This window comes from Agrobacterium vitis (assembly GCF_037039395.1).
Classification (GTDB): Bacteria; Pseudomonadota; Alphaproteobacteria; order Rhizobiales; family Rhizobiaceae; genus Allorhizobium; species Allorhizobium vitis_E.
The window spans coordinates 913,793-940,009 of record NZ_CP146244.1 but is presented as its reverse complement, the minus strand read 5'-3'; the positions used below and the strand labels follow the sequence as shown (position 1 = coordinate 940,009).

At 58.7% G+C, this 26,217-nt stretch carries 14 protein-coding genes; 6 read left to right on the top strand and 8 right to left on the bottom strand.

All coding sequences use genetic code 11. The features are described from left to right. Positions 1-14: 14 nt before the first annotated feature. The 6 genes from V6582_RS25405 to V6582_RS25380 form a co-directional block, all read right to left on the bottom strand. Positions 15-7,112 (bottom strand): beta-ketoacyl synthase N-terminal-like domain-containing protein, encoded by a 7,098-nt coding sequence (locus tag V6582_RS25405; protein WP_156630005.1) that lies wholly within the window; start codon positions 7,110-7,112, stop codon positions 15-17. After that, entirely contained in the window at positions 7,109-14,455 is a 7,347-nt protein-coding gene (locus V6582_RS25400; protein WP_156630007.1) for a type I polyketide synthase, read from the bottom strand. The genes V6582_RS25405 and V6582_RS25400 overlap by 4 nt, the downstream gene beginning before the upstream one ends. A 37-nt stretch (positions 14,456-14,492) precedes the next feature. Further along, positions 14,493-15,374 carry an alpha/beta fold hydrolase gene (locus V6582_RS25395; protein ID WP_197434258.1) on the bottom strand — a complete coding sequence of 294 codons (882 nt, stop codon included), beginning with the start codon at positions 15,372-15,374 and terminating at the stop codon, positions 14,493-14,495. A gap of 54 nt (positions 15,375-15,428) precedes the next feature. Continuing rightward, the gene (locus V6582_RS25390) at positions 15,429-15,710 is read right to left on the bottom strand and encodes an acyl carrier protein (protein WP_070165427.1); all 282 of its coding nucleotides are present in this window, start codon (positions 15,708-15,710) and stop codon (positions 15,429-15,431) included. Between the two features lie 50 nt (positions 15,711-15,760). Continuing rightward, a complete protein-coding gene (locus V6582_RS25385; RefSeq protein WP_156630010.1) occupies positions 15,761-16,219 on the bottom strand; it encodes a DUF2269 family protein in 459 nt (152 codons plus the stop codon). Positions 16,220-16,592: 373 nt separating this feature from the next. Then, positions 16,593-17,891, bottom strand: a complete 1,299-nt coding sequence (locus tag V6582_RS25380) for an FAD-dependent oxidoreductase (protein ID WP_197434259.1) — start codon at positions 17,889-17,891, stop codon at positions 16,593-16,595. Between the two features lie 759 nt (positions 17,892-18,650). Between V6582_RS25380 and V6582_RS25375 the strand changes: the two genes are divergently transcribed. Next, the gene (locus tag V6582_RS25375; protein ID WP_156630013.1) at positions 18,651-19,631 is read left to right on the top strand and encodes a mannonate dehydratase; all 981 of its coding nucleotides are present in this window, start codon (positions 18,651-18,653) and stop codon (positions 19,629-19,631) included. A gap of 27 nt (positions 19,632-19,658) precedes the next feature. Here V6582_RS25375 and V6582_RS25370 read toward each other — a convergent pair whose 3' ends face one another. Continuing rightward, positions 19,659-20,279, bottom strand: a complete 621-nt coding sequence (locus V6582_RS25370) for a nucleotidyltransferase family protein (protein ID WP_156630015.1) — start codon at positions 20,277-20,279, stop codon at positions 19,659-19,661. 248 nt (positions 20,280-20,527) lie between these two features. Here V6582_RS25370 and V6582_RS25365 point away from each other — a divergent pair, with 248 nt between their 5' ends. From V6582_RS25365 to V6582_RS25345, 5 genes are read left to right on the top strand one after another with little or no spacing between them, the layout of a single operon-like run. Further along, the gene (locus tag V6582_RS25365) at positions 20,528-21,673 is read left to right on the top strand and encodes an extracellular solute-binding protein (protein ID WP_156630017.1); all 1,146 of its coding nucleotides are present in this window, start codon (positions 20,528-20,530) and stop codon (positions 21,671-21,673) included. Then, a complete protein-coding gene (locus V6582_RS25360) occupies positions 21,673-22,563 on the top strand; it encodes an ABC transporter permease (protein ID WP_156630019.1) in 891 nt (296 codons plus the stop codon). The genes V6582_RS25365 and V6582_RS25360 overlap by 1 nt, the downstream gene beginning before the upstream one ends. A 10-nt stretch (positions 22,564-22,573) precedes the next feature. Next, positions 22,574-23,383, top strand: coding sequence for an ABC transporter permease (locus V6582_RS25355; protein WP_156630021.1), 810 nt, complete (start codon positions 22,574-22,576; stop codon positions 23,381-23,383). Positions 23,384-23,426: 43 nt separating this feature from the next. Next, complete coding sequence (locus tag V6582_RS25350) at positions 23,427-24,509, top strand: ABC transporter ATP-binding protein (RefSeq protein WP_156630023.1); 1,083 nt, start codon at positions 23,427-23,429, stop codon at positions 24,507-24,509. Continuing rightward, positions 24,502-25,365: a glycerophosphodiester phosphodiesterase gene (locus V6582_RS25345; protein WP_156630026.1), complete on the top strand. Its 864-nt coding sequence runs from the start codon at positions 24,502-24,504 to the stop codon at positions 25,363-25,365. The genes V6582_RS25350 and V6582_RS25345 overlap by 8 nt, the downstream gene beginning before the upstream one ends. Here the strand turns inward: V6582_RS25345 and V6582_RS25340 are convergent. Then, a complete protein-coding gene (locus V6582_RS25340) occupies positions 25,344-26,183 on the bottom strand; it encodes an inositol monophosphatase family protein (protein ID WP_156630028.1) in 840 nt (279 codons plus the stop codon). The genes V6582_RS25345 and V6582_RS25340 overlap by 22 nt on opposite strands. Between the last annotated feature and the right edge of the window lie 34 nt (positions 26,184-26,217).

The following is a 26,217-nucleotide window of genomic DNA, read 5'->3' as shown; positions in this document are numbered from 1 at the left end:
ATATCCTCCTTGGATTAAGCCGGTTTAATGGAAATGCTCATCGACAGCGCTTCATAGATACGCAGCCGGTCATTGAACAAATCGGTATCGGCAATCACCACCAGACCCCCGCCTTCCCGGCGGATTTCCTTGATATGCACTTCCAGGCCCATGCGCTTGTCGGTGCGCAGCAATTGGCCGCGATAGCGCCAGTTGACCGGCACGCCGACCGCGATGCCGAAGCGCGGATTGGCAATCCCCGCATCCAGACCGGTGCGGATGGCAAAGAGCTGCATGGCTTGCAGGATCGCCTCCAATCCCAGCGAGCCGGGCATGACCGGATCGCGGTGGAAATGGTTGGTGAAATACCATTCGCCCGCATCAATCGTCCGCTCGCCCTTGACATAGCCGAGGCCGAACTTTCCGCCCTCGCGTACCAGGCTGGCCTGATGCAGCAGCCGGAACCGATGGCCGGGCGGCAGACGCCAATGGGGCTTGTCCGCTGTGCCGGCGAACAGATGGGCGGAGGCCGGGCTCAAAAGGTCGATGTCCTCGGCTTTTGCGCTGTTTTCCTCCAGCCAGAATTTGCTGAGCTTGCCCTGGTCAAGGCCAAGCTGGTTTTCCAGCGCCCGCTTGGTGAAGTAGCCGAAAGAAGACTGGCCCTGGTAGAAAGGCTGGCCATCGACCTTCAGGTTGAAGTCGAAGTTTTGCAGGATCGAATCCGTCACCATGGCATTGCTGAGCAGTTTCTGGCTGTGGCGGATCGTCGTGCCGCGCACATCCGGGTCGGACAGATAGACCGCCGTACCATCCAGATTGCGGATCGAATATTCCTTGTCGGGGTATTTCAGGGTTGGCCCCAGCGCATAACCATTGAGAATGGCGGCCTGAAGCGCCGATTCCAGCACCACGAAATTCGGGATATGCGGATGGCTGTTTTCCTGGAAATACCAGCTGTCGGCAGCCGCATCATATTCAGTATCCATCACGGCACCGGGCACCAATTTGCCACGCGTGCCTGTTGTTTCCAGGCAGCGGTCAACAAACTGGAAGCAACCGTTGGGAATATGCGGTGCCCGCAATTCCTCGCCGTAAATGCTGAATTCCGGGCCAAGACCGATGCGCAATTCGCCCTTGGCGGCGTGGTGCATGCTCATTTCATTGAGCACGACCTTTTCACCGCTCTTGGTTTTGCGTCCGCTGAACCAGGTCGGATCGCCAAAGCGCGGCTCGACCGAGACCCCAGGCTTTTCCACCACCTGCAAGCCCAGATTGGAGACCCGCACCAGCGGCTTGCCATGCTCATCATAGATCAGCACATCGGCAATCACATAGGGGCGCGGCAGCAGAGCGCTTTCCTGAATGAACAGCTTGTAATGGACCTTTTTCACGTCAGGGGTGATCTGGCCACGGACCGTGATCTGCATTTCACGGTGGGTGACCGGCTCGAACACCCCATCGGCAAAGCATTGATGCATGCCATTGGCGATCAGATAGACCTTGAGCAGTTGCGTTGCGCCTTCTGCAATCAGCGACCCCGGCAGAACCGGATCATCGACGAAATGCGAGGTATAATACCAGCCATCGGCATCAAAGCTCTTTTCGGCCTCCATGACATAGTGTTCGCCCTGCCAGGAGCCGATATCGGTGACGCGGTCGATCATCAGCAGCATTTCGGGCGGCAGGCGAATGGAGCTGCCGCTTTCCGGATGCTGCGAACCGGGGCCGAAAATCTCGCCGATCCGGCCCTCGGACAGTGCCACCAGATCGGATTTTTCCAGCGTGTCACGCACCCGTGGCAGAAGGGGTTTGACCAGGGTGAGCGGGGCTGCGGGCGGCTGTTTGATGACAACGCCACCACCGGCATTCAGCTCGTCCTCGGTGAAGAAACCGGCGCAACCGCTGTGCAATTGCAGAGCCAGTTCGCCATCGACATAGCCGTCATAGCGGAAGAAGAACAGCAGGCCATCGCCCTGCCAGACGAACCGGTCGATGGTGATGTCAAAGCGCAGCGTGCTGCCTACCTGCGGCAGGCGACCGTAAAAGCTCAACCGCCCATCCAGAAGCCGGTATTTGCGGACACCCTTGTTCTTGAAATCAATGCCCAGCAACGCGACCAGCAGCAAATCGGACTGGCCAGATTCCACGGCAATGCCCGGCGGCATCTGACCGTCAATCAGATACCAGGCGTCGGCTGGAACATCATATTCTGTTGTCAGCGAGCAAGGCTTGTATTCCCCGAACTTGGCATCAACCTTGGTGACGCGCGACACGAAGAAATAGGGCGGCGCCGGCAGACGAACCCGGACCGGATAATCATCGATGGGCGCAAATTGCGCGCCCAAGGCATCGGCGACCTTGCCGCTGGCAAAGGTCAATAGATCCTGTTCATCCAGAAACCAGCCCTTTTCCTGTTTTTCACGGGCGCTGGCGGGCAGCACGGGGGCTGCGGCAACGGGTGCTGGCGCTGGTATGCGCACGGGCGCAGGCGCAACGGTCGCTGGCTGGTGCCTATCGATCTCCAATACGGCAGACCCGGCATCGATGGTTGTCGGTTGGGGCAGACTGCGCTGAGCTGGCCGTACACCATTTGCCCCATTTCCGGCATGCTCGCGCCAGATCTGCACGAGGTCGGACTGGGTTTGCAGGAACGTTTGATGGCCGAGGCGCTGGCGCTGCAAAAAGGCTTCGACAGCCTGGGCGATGCGCTGAGACTTATCCTGGCTGATGGTCATATTCTTGGCCATGACTGGTTGATCCGCTTCGACATGTTTCGGGGAAAGAGAGGCAAGACCGGGACTTGGTCTTGCTGGCTGATAGTCCGGCTGGATTTCGTCCTGGGTGTCGTCATCCAACAATTCGTGGACCAGGCTATTGCCTTCGAGGATGAAGGCTGCCGTCGGTCCCCAAGCAACAGACTTTGCTACAGTGCTGGGCTTAAATGGCTGCGCCACAGCGGGTTTGGTTTCAAGCGGCCTGATCGTATCGCTGGCCGTCGCCCTCAGAGCGGCACCGCCCGGTTGCAGGCTGATAACCGTTTTGGAGCGTTCGGCCTTCACCCCAGGCACAAGGCTGGAGAGATCGACCCTGACACCGTGAGAAACCAGCCGAGCAAGAGCTGCAAGCAGGCTGCGCCCATCGTCAGCGCCACGCTGGTTGAGGTTAACAGACAGATAATCCCTACCTGCAAGGCATGAATTCACCCAGCGGCTGCATGTGGCGGAAGGACCGCATTCGATGAAGATCCGGTAGCCATCGTCATAGGCCTTATCGACCAGCCGCACGAAATCCACCTCGGAACACATCACATCGGTAATGGTGCGTGACAGGCCTTCACGGCTGAAATCCGTCATCCGCCCATAGGTCGAGGTGGTATAAAGATGCAGATTGTCCGGTGGCGCTGTGGTCGGATGATCGTGCAGGGCTGAAATCTGATGCGCGACCCTTTGCAGCAACGGCACATGCAGGACATGCGAGACCGGGCTGCGATAGGCGGAATAGCCATCCAATTGCTTGACCACTGCTGTTACCGCTGCGGGCAGACCGGCAATCACCACTTCCTTGGGGCCATTCACATGGGTGATGAACACATCGGCACGGGGGGCAATCGCATCGCGCACCGTCTCCACGGGGGCGAGCAGCACATAACTCGACCAGACCTGATTGTCGCGGATATCAGGCCCAATATCGAATGTGTCACGCACCGCCTGACGGGGACCGCCAATCGAGGTTTCAAACAGTGGCAGGTCGTTGCGCAAGCCATGCTGGTCTATTGGCCAAATGCCATTGGCAAACAACATGCTGACTTCGCCCATGGAATAGCCAAGCGCACCATGGGCCTGCACACCGAACTGGTCCCGCAGCAAGGCGGTATACATCAGGGCAAAACCGACACCGGTTTTCATCATCGCCGCGATATCCTGTTGCATCCCGGCTTCGGTCTGCATCAGTCGCACGGTCGCATCCTGCCCGGGCTTGTGGCGCGGATAGAGCTGGTCATGGCAGAGCGTTGCCGCCGGATCATCGACGAATTGCTCGAAAGCGCGCAGGCTGTCCGGGTAACGGCGCAATAGCGTCCGTCCCAGATGCGGATAGCTGTTGAAGCCGCCGGGATACATGAAGGCGATCTTGCCATCTGCGCCCTGGGGCCGGTCGGTAAAATAGCTACCAGCCGGTGTCTGGAACTCGACGCCCTGGCCTTCACCCAGGAATTTCTGCGCCTGACGCGCTTCGGTCAGTAATTGCGCCGTATCTCGACCGGACAGGACCAACACCCGTTCACTGGGCCTTTCACGAAGATTGGCCAAGGCTTCGGTTTGCAATGCCTGCCATGGCGTTCCCTGTTCAAGTGCCGCGATGACCGTAGCCAGAACACCCACCAGGACTTCTCGGCTCTCGGCTGCGACCGGCAGGAAGGGTGGATAATCAGCTTCCGGCTGGCGCAGGGTTTCCACCACCGCCTCGCTGAGACGGAAGGCGGCGTAGCTGCCGAACGGTCCAGCAGCGCCCACGCCCGCCACAAGCGGACGGCTTCTTTCCTGGCGTGTCCACGGTACGCTTTCAGCCAGAAGCCCGAGCCCGGCCTGTTCGACAGCCTCAGCCAGAGGCTGGTTTGCCGCCGCATTCAGCCAGGCCGATGGCGTGGCAGGAAGATAGCGGCCCGACAGGCATAGCGCCGCCCGGATCAAAGCCGCCATCGGTTGAGCAACCTTGCAATGGCCGCTCAAATGTTCAACGCCGGAGACGATGGCACCGGGCGCATGGGCGGCAACCGCCGCCAGTTCTCCACCATTGCCGCCGACCTGTCCGGCCATGTCCATCAGATCAAGGCTGTATCCATCGGCAATGGTCGCCAGGGCAACCGCAACGGCACTGTCCTCACCATTACCCACATGACGGATGGAGATGTGATCAAGAACCGCATAGGGTGCAGCGCCTGCACCCAAACCGGCAGGAGCCAGCAGGATCGCGCCTGCGCCATCACCCAAAGATTTAGAAGCTTGGGATTTAGCAGCCGGAGAGCTGACCTGTTCCAGCGCATAGGCTTCCAGCCCGGCATTGAGATCGACCGCGACAATCAGCGCCGCCTCCGCCTTGTCATCGGCAATCATCAACCCGGCCTGTTCCATGGCATAGGCAACGCCGAGCATACCGGCAGAAAGCGTGAAGACCGGTCCGGTGAAATTCCATTGCGAGGCAATACGGCTGGCGCAGATATTGCCGATATAACTGGTGATTTCCGTGGAGCGCAGCGGCCCCAAAACAGCGCGTTTGCAGGCCTCGATCAGGCCTTGGCGCTCTTCCTCACTAAGGTGAAGACCTTGCCGGGCCAGCGCCTGATCGATCCAATCCGGCACCAGCGTGCGGCCCCGGCGCAGATGGGCGCTGAGATCCAGTTCCAGCACCACAAGTACCGCCACCGGGCGAGCGGAGCGCTTTTCGCCGATACGACCGTATCCAGCGTCGGACAGTGCCTCATTGGCCACTTTCAGCACCAGTCCCTGCTGGGCGTTGAAGGCTTCCGTTTCCGCAGGCGGGATACGATTGCGTAGAAAATCGATATCATAGGCATTGATCGCAGCCTGAGGCGATGCATCGGCAGTCATCGCCGCGCCGCGCCAGCGGCGGCTGGACGGTTCCGCCCAGACAGGTTCGCCGCCGGAAGACGCCGCTTCAAAGGCCTGGAGGCTGGCGGCATTGCCGTAATGAGCGGCCATGCCCCGGATTTCCAGCGGCGGTGGTTGGAGGGTTTTTGCCGCGCCGTTATCCTCCTTCGCCCGCTCGGCTAACAGCGTCCGGTCATCGGAGACGATCATATGCGCATTGGTGCCGCCAAAGCCGAAGGCGGAAATGGCCGCGTGACGCTTGCCGGCCGGTGTCGGCCAGCTCTGGTTTTCGACAACCAGCCGCTGCTCCATGCCCGGCGCGTCCATGCTTTTTTGCAATTTTCCAATGCCGGGCGTAGCCGGAATAGTGCCTTCCTGCATGGCCAGGATAACCTTGGCCAGACTGCTCATGCCTGCCACTGTCAGAAGATGGCCGACATTGGCCTTGACCGAACCGATCAGTGGGAAATGCTGCTTATCCGCGCCAAAAAAGCGTTGCAGCGATGTCAGTTCGGTGCGGTCGCCAAGCGGCGTGCCCGTGGCATGGCATTCGACGTAATCGATCTCTTCAGGCTGCACGCCGGTCCGGGCATAGGCGCGCTGATAGGCCAGCCGCTGGCCATCGGCGTTGGGGACAAGCATATGCTGGCCGGTGCCGTCATTGGAGAGGCCGACACTTTCGATGACAGCGAGGATGATGTCATTGTCGCGCAGCGCATCTTCCAGCCGCCGCAACACGACGACGCTGGCGCCCTGGCCCGTGACGATGCCATCCGACGTGCTATCGAAGGGCTGGCTGACGCCATTATCCGGGAAAGCGCCGAGATCGCCGAAGGAGACATGGATCAGCCAGGGATCCGGCAGGCAAACACCGCCCGCCAGCATGGCATCCGCATGTCCGCTTCGCAGATAACTGGATGCAAGTTCGATGGCGTAGAGGGAGGAAGAGCAGGCGGCGTCGAGGCTGAAGCTCGGGCCGCCGAGGCTCAAGCCTCGTGTTACGGCATAGATGCCATCGGCGCTGAGCACACCATGTTCGGCGGGCGGCGCCGTCAAGGGCTGGTCGGAAAGCGTTCCCGGAGCAATTCCTAGCCCCTCTTCCAGCCCTGCGGCAATTTCCCGCTCCCAGACCGGCACAACGGCATTGTTGGAGGCAAAGGTCGGGAAGGTATAATTACCGAGCACCATGCCAACCCGGCCCAGATCCACGCGCTCACCAAGCCTGCTGGTCTGCAAGGCCTCTTCGGCGACGCGCCGGGCCAATTTCCAAGGCAGATCGAGGCCGTTGCCAGCGTCTTCTGCAAGCTCCTTGGTCACCTCGTCCAGATCGACGAAGCCGCCACGGAGCCAGCGGACTTGATCGACATCCTCCTGACTATCCCTGAGATAGAAAGGGTCGATCCGGAAGTCCTTGACCCCGCCCGTCGAGCGGGAGTCGTTTTTTGCAAGGAGGTTGCGCCAGTAACTGTCCAGGTCGTTGGCGCCTGGAAAGCAGAGCGACAGGGCGGTGATCGCGATGCGGCTCATTTGACGGCCTCGACGGATTTTGTGCCTTGCGAGCCAGACGGTGCCTCGTCCCGCTTGACCGTGGTGGCGACCAATTGCATCTGCAGGCGACCATCGAGGTCATAGCCGGTCAGTTCCCAATCCAGTTCCTGGGCGCGGCTGGCCTTGAGGCGGGCGGCAATCAGCCAATCGGAGCCCGGCTCAGGCCGGCTCGTCAGCGTCGCCGATCCAAGCCGCATCGGCAGGCTCGGGCTATCGGCTTCCAGCCGCGTTGCGGCCAGCGCTGCTTGCAGCACCGCATCGACGGAGACGGCATCGAGCAATGTGCTGTCTGCAAATCCGTTCAGTGCCGCACTATGGATGGCCGCGGGCTGGGCGATGCGGAACAGATAGCTCGCAGTTTCCAGCTTCCTGTAGGTCTTGAGCATTTGCAGGCTCTCGCCATGGAACAGCGTGCCGTCCGTATAGAAGCCATTGGCAGGCGTCGAGGGTTCCAGCGAAGGCAGAGCTTTGCCCGGCTGTGGCGGCATGAAGGCGGCCTTGCGCAGCAGAATATTATCCGCCTTATAACGTGGACGTCCGGAGCCGTCGGCCAACATCACATCCAGCCGGATGGTTTCTGCTGTCTCGGCGCGGAGAGCGCTGAGCGACAGTTCGAAATCACCGCGCCAATCCTTGTTGATGACAAGGCCATTCAACACGTTGAACTGATCAAAGCCCGAGAATGTCCAGCCTGGAAGCAGGCTTTCCAATCCATCCGCCACCAGGCCAAGCACGAAGGCTGCGGGTACGACGGGACGTCCCTTGATCTGATGATCGGCCAGGAGCAAGGACTTCGTCCAGTCGTGACCGCTCAGGGCAAGCCGCCTCGGTGCCTGCGGCAATTCGGCAAAGGGGACGAAGCGGGCATTGATCGGCGTCAACCCACCCACCAGCACTGCGCCGGTTGCTGGCAGAGGCATGGCGGTTTCCCGGGCAAAGAACTGGCCACCGATATCGCGTGGGATGATCGGAACGCCGCGTTTCATGAAGATCTCGCGGATTTCGGGTGTCACCATGCCGCCAAGCCACGGGCCCCAATTGATCGCCCGGACATCCGCGCCCTTCACCGACTGGCTGGCGGCGAAACGGTTGAGCATTTCATTGGCCATGGCGTAATCGGCCTGACCCGGATTGCCAAACAGACCGGCTACCGAGGAAAACAGCAGGACGCGGTGGAAGGGCTTGCCCGTCAGCGCCTTGATCAGACCGGCCAGACCGAAAATTTTCGGCGTGAAGACACGGTCCATTTCACTGATTTTCTTCTGGGCAATGGCCGCATCGGCAAGCGCACCAGCCCCATGTACAAGGCTGATTTTCGCGGCCTTCTGAATTTCGGGGTGATCGCCGAGGCTGGAAATCGCCGGGGAGGAAATATCGAGCGACAGATAGCTGGCATGGCTGCCAAGCTTTTCCAGGGCTGCCAGCAATTGGCGGATTTCACGGCCCGCCAGAACGCCACGCACGGTCTGATCGATCAGCTTCGGTGTCACCGGCGCTTTTCCTTCGCGCAGTGCGGCAAGGGCTGCACCCTTCAATTGCGCGTCGGTTTCGAGACCCGTGGCCCAAGCCGGTTCGGCTTCAAGCGCGGAGCGACCGAGCAGGAGGAAGCGACGAGGAGCGGCAGAAGCCAGGGCCAGCACGCAATCGGCCGTCACGCCCCGCGCACCACCGGTGACGATGAACAACTCATCAGGATCGGCAACGGTCACGGCATCGCTGGAGGAAATCGCCTCAATGGAAGGCTTCCAGCGCCCCTGCCCGTCAAGACCGATTTCGGTAATGCTGTGGCGAGCATCGAACACTTCCTGCACCAGCAGATCGGCAGCGGCAGCATCTTCGATCTGCGGCGCAATATCGACGGCGCGGGCAAAGATATGCGGTGCTTCGGCGGCATAGGTCTTGACCAGGCCGGACAAGGCACCAGCCGCGACCGTTGCAAGGCTGCCATCCCGGTAGCCGAGGGCTCCATCCATCCGCGACAGCGTCATGAACACCGTGCGACCCTGGGCAGCCCGCGCCGTGAGCGGCGTGATCGACAGCTTGGCAAGCAGCAGGGCTCGTTTCAGCCAGAGGACCGAGGCATCACTTTCAGCGCCGGGAAGCGCGTTGTCGATTGTCTTGGGGTGAACATAGATCACCCCATCCCAAGGACCCTGAGCTTCGAATTGCTGTTTCAGCTCGGCCTCGTCCTTGCCAGCCGCCAATTGCGGACCAGCCTTCGAGGAAACCTTGCCTTCGAACCGCAGCCAGACAGCCTCGATACCCTTGCTTTTCAAACCCTTCTGAAGGGCAAGGATCAGGGCGTCATCGGTACCGGTCAGTAGAAATTTTGCCCCCTTCTGAAAAGCCTGTTGCGTCACCAGATCGAGCGGAGCTGGCAAAAGGGTGACGACACCGCGCCCGATCAGATCGTCACCATCCTTAAAAGAAGCGAGAGCTGCCTCTTTCTGCTGGGGTTCCCCAGCGTTTGAAGCCTCACCTTCGGCCAGGGTCAGGATTTGGGCCAGGGTGCGCAATTCACCCATACGATCCGGGGAAAGCTCCGCCATTTGCGGCAGGCGCTCCTTCAAGGCGCCGAGGATTTCCACCCGCTTGATCGAGTCGATGCCGAGATCAGCCTCGAGGTCCATATCGAGATCGATGACATCGGTTGGATAACCGGTTTTTTCACTGACGACGGCAAGCAGTGCTTCGCGGACAGCGCCCACGGGCAACCCGGCAGGTTCAGGAACAAGTGCCTGTGTCGGAGCGAGCGCCGGGACGACGACAGATGCCGGGACCGGTGCAGCCACAGAAGCAGCAGGCACATCCGTGACGGCACCCTCGGTGGCCAGCGCCAGAATTTGGGCCAGCGTGCGCAATTCACCCATACGGTCAGGCGAAAGTTCTGCCATTTGCGGCAGGCGTTCTTTCAGAGAGCCAAGGATTTCCACACGCTTGATCGAGTCGATACCGAGATCGGCCTCGAGGTCCATGTCCAGGTCAATCACATCCGAAGGATAACCGGTCTTTTCGCTGACAACCGACAGCAGGGCTTCCCGCACAGCTCCGGCCGCAACAGCAGGAGAGGTCGCCGCCGATACGGGAGTAGCGATAGAGACGGCGGCGGGCTGTGCGACCGGAGCAGGAGCGGCGGAACCAGCCAGTTCCAGGATTTGGGCCAGCGTGCGCAGCTCACCCATGCGATCAGGAGAAAGTTCGGCCATTTGCGGCAGACGCTCTTTCAGCGAGCCAAGGATTTCGACGCGCTTGATCGAGTCGATACCGAGATCGGCTTCGAGATCCATCTCGAGATCAATGACATCGGCGGGATAACCGGTCTTTTCACTGACAACCGCCAGCAAGGTTTCCCGGATGGCTCCGGCCGCGACAGCCGGGGCGAATGCCGCTGGTGTCGGGGCGACGATGGACGCAGCAGCGTGCTGCGCGGCCGGAGTGGCAGAGGCTTGAAGCGCCGGGGACGCAGAGCCTGCCAGTTCGAGAATTTGGGCCAGTGTGCGCAGCTCACCCATACGATCAGGGGAGAGCTCCGCCATCTGCGGCAGCCGCTCTTTCAGGGAGCCGAGGATTTCCACACGCTTGATCGAGTCGATGCCGAGATCGGCTTCGAGATCCATGTCGAGGTCAATGACTTCTGCGGGATAGCCGGTCTTTTCGCTGACGACCGCCAATAAGGTATCGCGGACAACCGCTGCTGGCGCAGCGGGTGCGGCAGCAGGAGCCGCGGCCTGCGCAACAACAGGCTTTGCAGCTACGGGCGCGGGCGGGGCTGCGGAAACCGGTTTGGCGGCTGGGGGCTGAACCGGAGCGGCGACAGGCTCCAATGCCGGGGCGGCGACCGCAGGTTTAGCGGCGGCAACAGGTGCGGCATGGGCGACAGCGGTTTCGATCATCCGCTTGACCGGTTCATGCCTTGCAGGCTCATGCTCGACCGTCCTGACCCGCGCGGCTGGCAGTTCGCCCTGACCAAGAAACAGGCCCGGCAGGCTGCGCATGAATTCACGGTGGGTAAGGTTGGTTTCCTCGTGGATCTCGCAGAGCATATCGACATGGGCAGCGCTCAACTCCCCGGCATTATGCACCAGGGCTTGCAAGGCGCTTTGCTCGAATTTGAGATATTCGCGATGCAGCTCGCCGTTGGACCGCGCCAATTCAGCGACGAGATCGCCGCCACCGAAAGCCACGGCTGGCTCGGACGAGGATTCATTCTTCAGGAAGGACATGGGTTTCTCCGCAAATGAAGATCTGGAGGCAGGCGCCGTCAGGGCAACGGCTTGCTTTTGTGCCAAAGGCTCGGCTGGCTTTTCCACGGATGCCGCTTTGATTGATGGCGGCTGGGATGGTGGTGGAGCGCCGAACGCGACATTTGCCGCCACTGGCTTTGGTGGTTCAGACCGGACCGGCGCTGGGCTCGCAGCCAGCGGCTTTGCAGCGACAGGCTGCGGCGGCGTGGGAACCGGCTTGGGCGCCACCACGACCGGATTGGCCAGCGCCTTGGCAAAGGCCTCCTTGCGGGACGGTGACACGTAGTTCATGCCATTGAGGTTGATCTCGCCCTTCTTGGCCGGAGCCTCTGCAAGGCCTGCGGTCCCGACCGGGTTTTCAAGCGCAATACCCGCGACCGCCAGATCCACCACCGCTTCGATAAGACCTGCATCCGCCTTGTCGGGCTGACCATGGTCAAGCGCAATTGCCAGATGGGGCCGGTCACCGAGAATATCGGCGGTCATTTTCGACAGCGTCGAGCGCGGGCCGAACTCGATGAACACCCTGATGCCATCGGCGTACATTTGTTCAATGATCTTGATGAACTCGACCGGTTCGCGCAATTGCCCCTTGAGCTGGGCCGCAACATCCGCAGCCGAAGCGGCATAGGGCTTGCCGTTGCGATTGGCATAAACCGGGATCTGCGGCACGGCAAAACTGGTCTGGTCGATCCGCTTGGCAAATGCGGTAACAGCGCCTTCGACCTGCGGCGTATGAAACGCCCCGGCAACATTCAACCGGACAAAGCCGATGGAGGCGGCCTTGAGATCGGCCTCGAATTTTTCGATGGCCTCGACTGCTCCGCCAACCACGGTCTGCTTCGGCGTATTCAGATTGCAGAAATGAACGCTGCCCTTGGTGGCGGCAATCAGGCTTTCCAATTGTTCACGACCGGCTTTGACAGCCGTCATCGTGCCAGCGCCGTCGCCGGTCACATCAGCCATGGCATCGCCACGCGCCTTGGCCAGGCTTGAGAAATCAGCATCACTCAAGGCCCCGGAGGCCCAGAGCGCTGTCAATTCGCCGAAGCTGTGGCCTGCCACCGCTTCCAGCTTGAGGCCGAGATTTTGCAGCCAGCGATAATGACCTGCCGACAATGCGCCGATTGCCGTCTGGGCATATTGCGTGCGACGCAATGCCTGTTCCTGTGCCTTGCGATCCGCATCGTCAAAGGCCGGGATCGGGAACATCACCTGGCTGAGCGGCTGAGCACCATCCTTGGCAAACAAAGTGTCGGCAGCACCGACGAAATCGCCGAGCGCTGGAATGGCGACCGCCGCCATGCGGCCCATATTGGGGTGCTGCGACCCCTGCCCGGCAAACAGGCCGCCCAGCTTGGCATTTGCAAATGCGCCGGGGCGGAAGGTGATACCCTTTGGATGGCGCCATTCGGATGTGGCCGGACGGCTGTCGAGCAATTGGATCGCTTCACTCAACAAAGCGCGGCGGCTGGTCTCGTCTGCGGCCACCAGGCCAAGGCGCGGATGGTTTTCCGGGATCGAAACATCGAAAGGCCAGGCACCCTCGCCTGTGGCGGTGAGAAGCTCTTCACAACGCTTGCGCAGAGCAGCGACCGTGGGGGCTGCAACGACGATGGGGCGCGGCAAGACGCTGCGGAGCTTCGGTGCCTTCGCTGTCTGCGGGGCTTCCTCAAGGACCAGATGGAAGTTCGTACCGCCGAAGCCGAAGGCGCTGACACCAACCCGACGCTTGGCGGTCTTGGGATCGCGGAACCACGGACGCGCCGTGGAATTCAGATAGAGCGATGTCTCTTCCAGACCCAGCTTCGGGTCCGGCCTGTTAACATTGATGGTCGGGGGCAGAACGCCGTGCTGCAAGGCAAGAGCTGCCTTGATGGCGGAAGCGGCACCTGCGGCTGCCTTGGTATGACCGATCTGCGATTTGACCGAGCCGAGCGCGATCGGCGAAGAAGACCCGTCATTGTCCCAGCTCTTCAGGAAGGTCTTGAGACCATCCACTTCGGTTGCATCGCCCACCGCCGTGCCGGTGCCATGGGCCTCCCACAGGTCAACATCATGGGGAGAGATGCCCGCCTGCTGATAGGCGCGTTGCAATGCCTTGACCTGTCCGGCGGCGCGCGGTGCGTAAATGCTCTTGAACTTGCCATCGCTGGCCGAACCGAGACCCTTGATGACAGCATAGACCTGGTCGCCATCGCGTTCGGCATCTTCCAGCCGCTTCAGCAGCATCATGCCGATGCCTTCGCCAATCAACGTGCCGTCGGAATTCTCATCAAACGGCGAAATCACCCCCTTCTTGCTGAAGGCGGGCGTCTTGGAAAAGCACATATACATCAGGATGGTGTTTTCGGCGTCGCAGCCGCCAGTCAGCATCATGTCGGCGCGACCGCTGTGCAGCTCATCGATGGCCATGCGCATAGCCGCCAGCGAGCTGGCGCAGGCCGCATCCACCGTGCAATTGATGCCGCCAAGGTCGAAGCGGTTGGCGATGCGCCCCGCCACGACATTGCCCAACATGCCAGGGAAGGAGTTTTCTTCCCAAGGCGCATAGGCAAGCTTCAACGTCTCGACGATATCGTCAACCTGAGCCTTGGGAAGGCCCCGGCTCTCCAGAACCTTCTGCCACAGCGGATATTGCAGGCGCGAGGTCAGCGGTGTCACCAGCGAATTGGCGCCGGTAATGCCGAGCACGACGCCGGTCTTTTCCCGGTTCAGCTTGGCATGGTCATAACCCGCATCCAAAAAGGTCTGCTTGGCGACGCTGAGGCTGAGGATTTGTAGAATATCGGTGACATCGAGCTGAGACGGCGGCAGACCGAACTCGACAGGATTGAAGGCCGTTTCAGGAATGAAACCGCCGCGGCGCGCATAGGTCTTGTCAGGCGTTGAAGGATTTGGATCGTAATAATCGGAGATCTTCCAATGGGTCTCCGGCACATCCTTCAGGCAATCCTTGCCTTTGACAATATTGGTCCAGTATTCATCAGCGTTTTTAGCTTCCGGAAATAAAGCTCCTACGCCAACAATAGCGATAGGAGAAAAGACATCGTATACGCGCTGCGAGAACCCGTCCATTATTCGGCCCCTTCCAAAAGGTTTACGTCAATATATTTCAAATCAAACGGTGCGATATATTTTCAATATGTGTTGAAATGTGATCCAGGGCCTGTTGCTCCAGCAACATTTCGTAATGGCCCAGCGGCAGGTTCGAGACCGAGAGATTGGGCGCCAATTGCCCCCATCCCATGTCTTCATGCAGATGAAATATTTCGTATAATGGGTAATCCGACCGCACCAGATGCACGGGAAAACCGTAGGATTGCGGCTTATGGGCAAGAATGATCGCGATATTGCGGTTCATCCCCCGCGAAAATTCCCGGTAGACTTTGGAAAATCCGACAAAGCTGGTGGTTTCGGGCAGGCCGCCATTGGCGATCAATTGAAGACGCATCAGCTCGATCAGATCGTCTTCCGCCAGGCGATGGGCATCGCTGCCTGCCACTTCCCAGACGACCCGTTTCAGCGCCCGCATATAGTCCGTGAACCAGCGGACCCTGACCACTTGTGAACGGCTGAGGGTTATCAACCGCTCTGTCTGCGTCCCATCCATCACGCCATTGAACAAGCGTGGCGCGATGCTGTCGAGCAGGACTGCGCCGCAAGCACCGTCCGTACGCCGGCTTGCCATCTCGCAAGCCAGCACGCCTCCGAAAGACCAACCCAGCAGACAGAGCCGCTCGGTGTTCCAAACCTCTCCCAAATCGGCGATTGCCTCATCGGCGATCTCCCCGAGAATGCCTTCGGGAAGATCGGTCTTGCCCAGCGCCGAGGCGTAGCGCTTGTTGAGAGAGAGCTCGACCAGGTGCCAGGAATAACCGGTCATCCGCTCTGCAAGCTGTATGTAACTGCGGATGGGCATTCCGCCGGGATGGACGCAAACCACTGTCATCCCGGCATTGTCACGATGGGCAAGTTCACTTGCAGACTTCGGCATATCCATTCGCCATACCTCGCTGGCCATACCTCGCTGGATTGTGGCTTCTGGGCTTCAGAGTTCGCCTTTTTCGAAGAGATCCTTCGCCTCGACGAGGTAATGGGCCAGTTTCTCGATTGTCGGGTGGTACCACATGGCCGTCGGCGGCAATTCGAAGCCGAGCCACTGTTCCATTTCCCCTGCGAGCACCAATGTCTCGGTGGAATCCAGGCCGAAATCGGTGAAGATCTTGTTCACATCGATTTCCGATGCAGGCACAGAGAGCTTGTAGGCGAATTTTTCGACCAGCCAGGTCTTGGCTTCTGCGTAGCTGAACTTGGTTTGAACGTCAGACATTATTCGTCACCCTTTGTTGCGTTGAAATGCATTTTTAAAAATCGGCCACGTCACCGCGTGACCATGAAAAACAAGGCACAGATCGCGAAAAGATTGGCGAGGGTTCCCCAGAAATACCAACGCCTGGCCAAGGCGCGGAACGGCTTGGCAATCGCATCGAAATCCGATGCCTGGTTGAGAAGCCTTCGCTGGCGGATCTGGTTGGGGATCAGCCCCAACATCCAGGACAGGCCCGACAGGAGAAAACAGCCCACCCCATACAGCAACCACGGCGTGTCGAGGAAACTCATACCGTAGCTGCGAGCCATGTATCCGCCAGTCGCAGACAAGAGTACAGCGCCGCCAAATGTAAATACATAATCGGTCAAAAAAACCAATTTTATCGCATATCTCAGTATAGCAAGATCACTGCTTCGATCTGCAATCATTTTCCATACGGCTGTTACAACAATATTACCGAGGAACATTGTTGCGGCAAAAACATGAGTGAACAGGAGCACTTCCGACATGGCTCATCCTGCAATACCATTGCCAGACGCAAGTCAGCGTCCGGCACCCGAAATGATTGCGACATCCGGCTACATGCCAGCTTTCAACTGTCGCAACGTGACTATTGTTTTGCCGCCCCTGGCGGACGACCCTAACGGCATAGTTTTCCATTCCCGAAAACAGGCTGAGGGCGTTCAATGCCGTTAGAGCATCATTTTAAAGGACCAAAATATCTCATTATATCAATATCTTAAGATATAAAAATGACATACTGTCTACCACTTGACGATACATGACCTCTCGCAAGACGCACCCCCTCAGGTCTGCGTCTCATGGTGAAAATCCTGTCTCGGCGAAAAAGGCGAAGTCCTGCAGACTATGCGCCTCGATGGATTACGCCGTCGCTCCTGTTGGAGCTGAGGCATGGCGCTTCACAATGCGCGCCGCCCGTGTGCCGGAATAGACGCCACTTTCGTGGAAGCCGACGAAATCCGGACCGAGATCTCTGACAGAGAAGTATGAACCTGCAAAATAAATCGGACCATCGTCATTGATTGACGGCAGGCGCTCCTGCATTTTGCTGCTTTCAATGGTAATGATCGGATGCTCGTAATCGAACGTCTTGATCACCTTGGCAGGATCGATCGGCAGCGGACTATCCAACGATACGAAATAGTCCCGCTCCGCCTTAAACCCTTGAATCGAATTCATATGATAGATGAGATAGGGCTGCCGTCTGCCATTCACCGTCAGACAACCGTAGTTCCAACTTTTCCACCTGTCCGGCGGCACAGGTATCACGGATGAATCGGTATGGAGAACTGTGCGGCAACGATTGTAACGAAACGTCTCAAGAATTTCGCGCTGTTTGGCGCTTGGATTGTCGAGTAATTTCAAAGCCTGATCGGCATGAGTGGCGACAATGGCATAGTCGAATTTTTCCCAGCTTCCGCCGGTTTCAACCTCTACACCACCTGCAACAGCACGCACGGACGTTACCACCGCATTCAACCTTGGTGGACGCTTGAGGCCACCAATCAGGATATCAAGATAGCCCTTGGCGCCACCCTTGACAGCCAGCCACTTCACACCCTTGCCCCCAAGGCCGTCCTTGCCATGATTGAGGAACATACCGATGACCATGACCGCGGGAGAATTCAATGTAACTTCAACAGGCACAGACCAGTACGAGCAGGAAATCTGGATCATGTAACCATTGATAAAGTCGTCAGTATACCCATAGGTACGGAGATATTCTTCCAATGGAATTTGACACTTGCCTTCCATGATATGGCGAGGCGCCTCTCTCAGCAAGCGATCCGCCTGCTCCCAGACGGAAATGAATTCCGGCCCATAATTCGCCCGAACATAAGCCTCATCCTTCTCAAATTCCTCCGTGCCGTAATAGGTACCAGCATCGACATCGAAGAAATTGAAACCACCGAAATGCTCGGTCAGCGGCACATTCAGCTCAGCAAAAAACTTGGTAAGCTTCGGATAATTGGGCGGATTAAATACCATAAAGCCCGTATCTACGCCGACATCACCCAATGGATCGGAAACGACCACTGTACTTGCATGCCCACCAGGCCGGTCGTCCTGCTCGAAAACATGAACGTCAAAGTCTTTATCAAGCGAATAAGCTGCACTCAGTCCGGAAATGCCGGAACCAATGATAGCGACAGATGCCACACTTACCTCCAATAAGAATTAAATAATTTGCTTATTTTAAATATTCGAATGGAACGAGCGATTCTCAAAATTTAATAAACCAGTTTATATTCTACGTTACTAATTTTTTTCGATTTGTGTTCTGAAATTAATCTTTGTTATTGAGTGAAAGGATAGCAATATTTAACCGACTGTCAACGATCAATGCAATCAGAGGTAATAGTTTTTTCGCAGTAGCGTCCGCAATTGTTAGCAAACGCAAAACACGCATGTATATCAAAGGTTTCAGCCCTAAGGCGTCACTCGCTTTTCCGATGCAGCCGCAACGGCCCGCCTGAACATCCTGCAAAAGATGCGACGAACGGCTCTGCGACGAAGCCCCCCCTCACCCAGCTCTTGACATTCATCAAAGCGGAACACGCCTCACTCCTTCGAAAGGGCCTCCAGATCATTTGAATTTTTAGCCATCCGTATTTGGGAAATTACGTCTGCCGTCAAAATAATTACCCCCTGGCGCGGCAAAAATTCACGTGTTCGCCGCGATGCGAAACCATATCAAACACATAATATATCTAGATCGGTATCATAGTATGAAAGGACTGGTTGCCGTCTATTGCACCATTCGCGCGCCACCATCTTTATCAATAGTGCGCTCTAATAGCTTCTATAATGCCGACAAATCGCCACAAACCAACGCACCAAAAAGCCTCAAAATATCTCGACACTCCATAAAATTCATATTATGTCATGATAAACAGCACTGGCATGAGGAGGAGCGTCATGTATTTAGGAACGCAGGTTGGCGCGCGAGACGACGACGATTATCGGGTGTTTGCGCAATTGGGCCTGAAGCATATCTGCGCCGATCCACCGGGCGATCCACGCAGCTGGACACTTTCCGATATCGAGCGCCATCGCGACAAGGTGGAAAGCTTTGGTCTGATTCTGGACATGCTGCAATTGCCCTTGCCCTCCAGCCCAATCGAAAGAGCGTCCTATCCGGACATCCTGTTGGCCGGCCCAGACCGTGACCGCCAGATTGATGCGGTCTGCAAGATGATTGAGAATCTGGCCGCAGCCGGAATTCCGGCGGCAAAATACAATCTCAACCTGATCGGCATTCCCCGCACGCCGATGGAAAAAGGCCGCGGCGGCTCAATGAATGAAAGCTTCCGCTGGGACAAGGCCGATCAGGCCGCAGCACCGGGTCTGGCTGGCGTTCTTTCCGAGGATGAAAATTGGGAGCGGATCGATTATTTCCTGGAACGGGTTGTGCCGGTTGCCGAAAGCAACAAGGTGCGCCTGGCTTGCCATCCGCACGATCCCTACACACCGCCTGGCTATAAAGGCGTAACCCGGGTCCTTGGCACGGTGGAGGGCCTGAAAAAATTCGTGCAGATGCGCGAAAGCCCCTATCACGGCCTAAATTTCTGCCAGGGATCAATCGGTGAAATGCTGGATAATCCGCGCGAGGAGATCGACGATATCATTCGCTGGTTCGGAACGCGCGGCAAGATCTTCAACGTCCACTTCCGCAATATCAGCGGTGGCAAACTCTCCTTCATGGAAACCTTTCCCGATGAAGGCGATATGGACATGGTTCGGTCGGTCAAGATCTATCACGAAGTCGGCTACCAATACATGCTGATGCCGGATCATGTTCCCACCATCAGCGGCCGGGACCCAACCGGCGTCGCTTTCGCCTTCTGCTACGGCTATATCGCCGCGCTGCTTGAAAGCTTGAATTCGGCAAGAACGTAAGCGAACGCAAACACTCTATATCAACACTTAGCCGTTCAACACTCCGCCAGCCGCCAGAACGGCGTCTGGCGTATCGACATCGACAAGGGCAGCCGGGCCGATATCGACATTGATCACCGGCAGCGCGCTTTCAGCGATAATCGCCTTGGCGCCCTTGTCGCCCGTCAACGACAGCAATGCCGGGCGAAGCGATCCCGGTAGAATAACCGGGTTGCCCGGCATCTCACCTGACACGGCACGGATGATGGCCCGGCCATCCGCCCGCTCGAATGCTGAGATCAGCGCATCCAGATGGGATGCCATCAGTCCGGGCATATCGCCGAGCACGACCATGACGCCATCCTTGTCAGCCACATCTGGAGCGTTTAGCCCCGTGATCAGCGAGGACGCCATGCCCTCGGCAAACCCGGCATTGAAGCGGATTGTGACGGGCAGGTCTGCAAGGCAGGCCTCCACCTCCACCCGTCGATAACCGGTGACGACGGCAACGGATGCCGCCCGGCTCTCAAGGCTGATCGCCACGACGCGGCGGATGAGCGAGACGCCATCAAAGAGCGCCAGAAGCTTATGTGCATTACCGCCCATCCGGCGCGCCTGTCCGGCGGCGAGAACGACAATGGCGGTGCTGACTGCTTTCGGTTCCGACATCGGCGCACTCTTTCCTTTGTCTCCACAACGACTGATGATTGGAAGCTGCCCCCTGTTTGCAAGAGTTATCTTCGCAAGAAGCCTTGCTGGGACACAAGGACAATACAAGGCGGCGGCAGACACTCTAACCCAGTGTTCGAAAAGACACAAAACAGTCATCCAGCTTTCATGTCACTGTCACGCTCCAGCGGTAACGGTGCCCTAAAATTTCAGGGGTTTTATACCTCACCCCGTTTCGGAGACCGATGATGAACAGACGCGACTTTCTGCTAGCTTCCTGTGCAAGCGCAGGCCTGGCCGCCATGCCAAATTTTGTCTTTGCTGCGGGCAAGGAAATCAATGTCTATAGCGGCTCCGATGCCAATATTATCGACTTCTGGAACAACATCGTCCGCCCGAGCTTCGAGAAGGCCAATAGCGACCTGACGATCAAAGTGATCGATGCCGGCGATAATAACGGTCTGCGGGCGATTGGCGACCGCGCCCTCGCCGCCTTGAAATCCAACAGCGATCCGCAGGCCGACCTGTTTGAAGCCTTCAATCCACGCCTGCCAACCGGCTCCATCGATGCCGGTCTCTGGGTCGCATTTTCCGAGAAGAATGTCCCCAATTTCGGCCGCGTCAACCCGATGGCCATCGACCTGTCGCAGTCGCTTCCCTATCGTGGCTCGCAGGTTCTTCTGGCCTATGACAGCACCAAGCTCGATCCGAAGGACGCGCCGAAGACCTGGGAACAGCTGACTGCCTGGATCAAGGCCAATCCCGGCCAGTTTATCTACAACCGCCCCGACAAGGGCGGTTCGGGCGGAAATTTTGTTCGCCGCGCTATTCACGAAGCCAATGGCCGTGACCCGAACAAATTCACTGTTGGCAATTATACAGCGGAAGCGGCGGAAAAGGCCTTGCCGCCGAGCTGGAAGATCCTCAACGATCTTGCTCCATCGCTCTATGAAAAGGGGGCCTATACCTCCGGCAATTCGCAATCGATCCAGCTGCTTGCCCAAGGCGTCGTCACCATGGTGCCGATCTGGTCCGATCAGGCGCTCCAGTCGATTGCCCAGGGCGTATTACCCGACACGACACGGCTGGTGCAGCTGACGGATCTGGCGCTTTGCGGTGATTTTGCCCGCCTGACCGTATTTTCCAACGGCGCCAACAAGGATGCCGCCCTGAAGCTCGCCAATGTCCTGCTGTCTGAAGAAATCCAGTCGGCAATCATCACCGAGCTCGGTGGCTTTCCGGGTGTGTCCTGGGAGTATATTTCCAAGGACCTGCGCGAGAAATATGCCGATGTCATTCCCGCGTCGATCCCAACATTCCCCAACGGCGATTGGGAAATGGCGGTCAATGACGGCTGGTTCCGCAATGTCGCGCCAGGCCTGGCGCGGGGTTGATGAGCGCGCCCAGTTCGCTGCCGCTCGCTGAAGGGCGGAAGGCAAAAGCCGGACGCGGGCTGACTGGCCTGCTTCTGGTCGCTCTTCCTATCCTGCTCTTGGGCTGGCTGATCATTTATCCGATCATCTCGGCCGTGATCGGCACAATTGTCGTGGCAGAACCAGAGGGCGGGTGGCACGTTTCTACCGCGTCCTACCGGTTCTTCTTCAGTGACACCTACAGCCTGCGCAATCTCGGTATCACCCTCTGGACCACTGCGGTCTGTGGCGTGGTGCTGCTGTTGATCGGCGTGCCGATTGCGCTCTATCTGCGCTTTTCCTCCGGCAGGCTGGCCGCTTATGTACAAGCACTGGCGATCTTTCCGATGTTCGTGCCATCGATCATTCTTTCCTATGCGCTGATCCGCACCATAGGCCCGAATGGCACAGTGGATATCCTGCTCCACGCCATAGGCCTGCCGAAACTGCCAACGCCCTATCTGACGCCCTGGGGTCCGGTGATCGGTCTGGTCTGGGACAATCTGCCTTTGACCGTGCTGATGCTGACGGCGGGTCTCAGCGCCATTTCAAACAATGCGGTCGAGGCGGCGCGCGATGCCGGTGCAAGGCCCGTGCAGGTGTTTATCCATATCATCCTGCCGCGCATGGCCAATTCCTTCCTGGTCGCCACTTCCTTTGCCATTCTCGGAATATTTTCGGCCTTTACCCTGCCCTATCTGCTCGGCCCGGCCTCGCCGGAAATGATGGGGCCTTTTATGCAGCGGACGTTTGCCGATCTGAACGATCCGCTGAACGCCACAACGCAGGCGGTGATCAGCTTTGGCTTTTGCCTGTTCTTCGGCGCGTTCTATGTCTATTCGATTGCCAGAAATCAGGAGCGAACACGATGAGGCCCCTACGATGAGAGTAGGCAGCATCGACTGGACAGGCCTTGCTTTCGCAGGCCTCCTCACGCTGTTTATCGCCCTGCCGCTGCTGGTGGTCGGCACCTGGGCCTTTACCGAGGTCTGGCGCTACCCATCGGTCATCCCGCAGCAGTTCGGTTTGCGTTTCTGGTTCCTGACGCTTGGCCGCGCCGATGTCTGGGAAGCGCTGTTCCTCAGCCTGCGCCTCACCGCCACGGTGACGCTGCTGTCGGCGGTGATCTGCCTTCCGGCGGCCTATGCCTTTGCCCGCATGAAATTTCCGGGCCGCAATCTGCTGTTCCTGTCTTTTCTCGCCTCGCATGCCTTCCCCAAATTCGGTCTGCTGGTGGCCATTGCGGCGATTTTCCTGAAGCTGCATCTGATCAGCACCTTCTGGGGCGTGGCGCTGATCCAATTGGTCGGCACGCTGATGCTGATGATCTGGATACCGGTTGCCGCCTTCCAGAATGTCGATCGTCGGATGGAAGAAGCGGCCCGTGACGCGGGCGCCCGGCCCTTGCGCGTTTTCTGGTCGATCACTCTGCCGCAGGCAGCGCCGACGATCTTTGCCGCCCTGCTGCTAACCTTCGTCAGCACGTTTTACGAAACCGAAGGCGCCTGGCTGATCGGCGCGCCGCAGGTCCGTACCATGCCTGTCCTGATGGTGTCCTTCATCAACAATCAGATGGTGGTGCAATATGGCGCGGTGCTCTCGGTCATGCTGTGGGTTCCCTCCTTCCTCGCGCTGATCTTTGCCCGCCGAGCCATCGGCACAGGCGCATTCGCCAAGGGCTTTGGCGCCTGAACAGATCCATCATCGCCTGTAACCGGAATAGAAACGAACACCCATGGCCCAACTGACCCTTGACCGCGTTTCAAAGCAATTTCCCGGCTCGACCGCCGTCGATGCGTTCTCGTTGCATGTGGAGGATGGTGAGCTGGTCTGCCTGCTCGGTCCTTCCGGTTCGGGCAAATCGACGCTGCTGCGGATGATTGGCGGTTTCGAAGCGCCAACCAGCGGCGTAATTCGGATCGACGGCCAGGATGTCACCCATCTGCCACCGGAACGGCGCCCGACCGGCATGGTCTTTCAAAGCCATGCACTCTGGACCCATATGAATGTGTTCAAGAACATCGCCTTCGGCCTGAAACTGCGCGGCATGGCGAGGAGCGAAATCGCTGATCGGGTCGAGGCAGCGCTCGCCATGGTCGGGTTGAAGGATTACGGCCAGCGCCAGACCTATCAACTCTCGGGCGGCCAGCAGCAGAGAGTGGCACTTGCCCGCTCGCTGGTGCTGGAGCCGAAAATCCTGCTGCTCGATGAACCCTTTGCAAGCCTCGACCAGCATTTGCGTGAACGGCTGCGTGAGGAAGTGCGCGATATCCAGCAACGGCTTGGCATTACCACCCTGTTCGTCACCCATGGCCAGGACGAAGCGCTGGCATTGGCCGACCGTATTGTCGTGATGCGGACTGGGCGTGCCGAGCAGATTGCTCCGCCGGACCGGGTCTACCGCGAACCGGAAACCGAATTTGTCGCAGGCTTTATCGGCCAGATGAATTTCATTCCTGGCATGATGCGCCGGGGCGCATTCACCCATATCGATCTTTCCCTGACGGTCGATTCCGATACCAATCCAGAGGATGGCGACGCCGTGCTGGCCGTTCGGCCGGAAGCCCTGCATCTGTCGCCCACCGACCGGGCTGATGCAGCCTTCGTTTGCCGAGCCATCGATTTTGGCAGCCATCTCATGGTCGATCTTCAACTCGGTGATGGCACGCGGGTAAAGGCCATGACCGAACCGGGAACCGGCTGGCAAAAAGGCGACCGCGCCGAATTGCAGGTCAGGGCTTTCCGGGTTTTTCGCCACAATAGGGTGATCTGTGTGTCCCAGACCGCCGATAGATTAAGGAGTCTGGCCAATGTCTGACGGTTTGTTTATCGAGCGCGACGGTTTCAGGACCATGCTGAAATGGCATCGCGGCCATAAGCAGGCGGGCGATATTTCCTTCACGCCGGACCGGATCACCGAGGGCATGGCGCTTGGCGCCAGCGTCGAAATAGATCTCGTCTGTCATGCCGGTGGCGGCCTGGCCGTGCTGCATGACGAGGTTTTGGACAAAGCCACCACCGGCCAAGGCCCGGTGCGCGCCGCCTCAGTAGAGCAGCTGCGCAGCCTGTTGCTGCGCGATCATGACGGACAACCAAGTAATCACAGGGTCATGCTGATCGAGGATCTCGGGCGCATTCTGGCCAGCACGTCCCATCGGGCGGGTGCCGTATTGCAACTGGACCTGAAGGAAAAGGCAGACGATTTGACGGAGCAGGACATCGCCGCTTTCGTTGCCGCCATCGGGCCGGTGCGCGACCGGGTAATCCTGTCGGCAGGCGATGCAAAGGCCGTTGTCCGTCTGGCAGAGGCCCTGCCCGGCCTGCCGCTCGGCTACGACCCCTGCCATGGCGGCGCCATTGAACGGGCAATGGAAAGTGGTGACTTCATTGCCTTCATCGATGCTGCTGTTGCCGCCATTCCCGACGCCGAGATGATCTATCTCGACCACGAGGCCGTGCTGTTTGCCGAGGATCGCGGTTTTAACATGGTCGCCGCCTTCCATGCTGCTGGAAAACGGATCGATGCCTATACGATCAACCATGCAGACGAGGCATCGCTACCGCGCATCCTGCGGCTGCTGGCGCTGAAATGCGACCAGATCACCACGGACGACCCGGTCGGACTTCAAGCGCTGATCGCCCTCTACGACAATCAACGGTCCATGGCGGGCTGAAACCCCGCGAGCAGCCAAGGATGCAAAGCGGGCGTGGCGGCGAGAATGCCGCCTCCGGCGTCAACCGGCAGTCCGCCAAAGCCTGTGACCAGGCCCCCGGCCTCAGTCAGGATCAGGGCAGCGGCGCCATAGTCGTGAACCTGCAAGCCATCCTCGAAAAACCCGTCCAGCCGCCCACAGGCGACATAGGCAACCGATAGCGCCGCCGAACCAAGACGGCGCACGCCAGCGGTATGATCCATCAACCGGCGTAGTGCGCGGTGATAAAGTTCCTCTTCGACGCTTTTCACTTGTCCGGGGACAGGCAGGCCCGCTCCGACCAGCACATTCTGGACATCGGCCACCTCGGCACATTGTAGTTTTTCGCCGTTCAGAGTAGCGCCCTTGCCAATTTCAGCGCTGAACAGCTCATCGAGCATACTGTCATAGACCACACCGCAGGTGATTTTGCCCTGTTCGGCAATGGCGATGGTCATGCCGAAATGCGGCAGGCCCCAGGCAAAATTGGTGGTGCCGTCAATCGGATCGATATGGATAACCGGTGCGCCGGGGCCGCCTGGACGGTTGCCTGTCTCTTCTTCGCCCTGGATGGCATGGTCCGGAAAGGCCTCGGTGACGCCGGCAACGATAAGGCGTTCGACGGCGACATCGATTTCCGTCTGGTAATCGCGCGGACCTTTGGACACCATCTGATCGGCATGACGGCGACGCAGCGACTGACGCGCCAGCGCCCCGGCTTCAAGGGCAATGCTGGCAAGGGTCAACAGGCGTGGAGAACTGTCAGGCGCGATACGGTCGCGGGCGCTAAGATCGGTCATGGCACATTCCGGGATGTTTGGGACAAGAGCCTCG

Excerpts from the sequence above, each read along its gene's own strand:
- V6582_RS25360 (WP_156630019.1), top strand. The coding sequence starts at position 21,673 with ATGAGCGCGCCCAGTTCGCTGCCGCTCGCTGAAGGGCGGAAGGCAAAA.
- V6582_RS25385 (WP_156630010.1), bottom strand. The coding sequence starts at position 16,219 with ATGTCGGAAGTGCTCCTGTTCACTCATGTTTTTGCCGCAACAATGTTC.
- V6582_RS25365 (WP_156630017.1), top strand. The coding sequence starts at position 20,528 with ATGAACAGACGCGACTTTCTGCTAGCTTCCTGTGCAAGCGCAGGCCTG.
- V6582_RS25395 (WP_197434258.1), bottom strand. The coding sequence starts at position 15,374 with ATGCCGAAGTCTGCAAGTGAACTTGCCCATCGTGACAATGCCGGGATG.
- V6582_RS25400 (WP_156630007.1), bottom strand. The coding sequence starts at position 14,455 with ATGGACGGGTTCTCGCAGCGCGTATACGATGTCTTTTCTCCTATCGCT.
- V6582_RS25370 (WP_156630015.1), bottom strand. The coding sequence starts at position 20,279 with ATGTCGGAACCGAAAGCAGTCAGCACCGCCATTGTCGTTCTCGCCGCC.
- V6582_RS25340 (WP_156630028.1), bottom strand. The coding sequence starts at position 26,183 with ATGACCGATCTTAGCGCCCGCGACCGTATCGCGCCTGACAGTTCTCCA.
- V6582_RS25350 (WP_156630023.1), top strand. The coding sequence starts at position 23,427 with ATGGCCCAACTGACCCTTGACCGCGTTTCAAAGCAATTTCCCGGCTCG.
- V6582_RS25345 (WP_156630026.1), top strand. The coding sequence starts at position 24,502 with ATGTCTGACGGTTTGTTTATCGAGCGCGACGGTTTCAGGACCATGCTG.
- V6582_RS25405 (WP_156630005.1), bottom strand. The coding sequence starts at position 7,112 with ATGAGCCGCATCGCGATCACCGCCCTGTCGCTCTGCTTTCCAGGCGCC.
- V6582_RS25390 (WP_070165427.1), bottom strand. The coding sequence starts at position 15,710 with ATGTCTGACGTTCAAACCAAGTTCAGCTACGCAGAAGCCAAGACCTGG.
- V6582_RS25355 (WP_156630021.1), top strand. The coding sequence starts at position 22,574 with ATGAGAGTAGGCAGCATCGACTGGACAGGCCTTGCTTTCGCAGGCCTC.
- V6582_RS25375 (WP_156630013.1), top strand. The coding sequence starts at position 18,651 with ATGTATTTAGGAACGCAGGTTGGCGCGCGAGACGACGACGATTATCGG.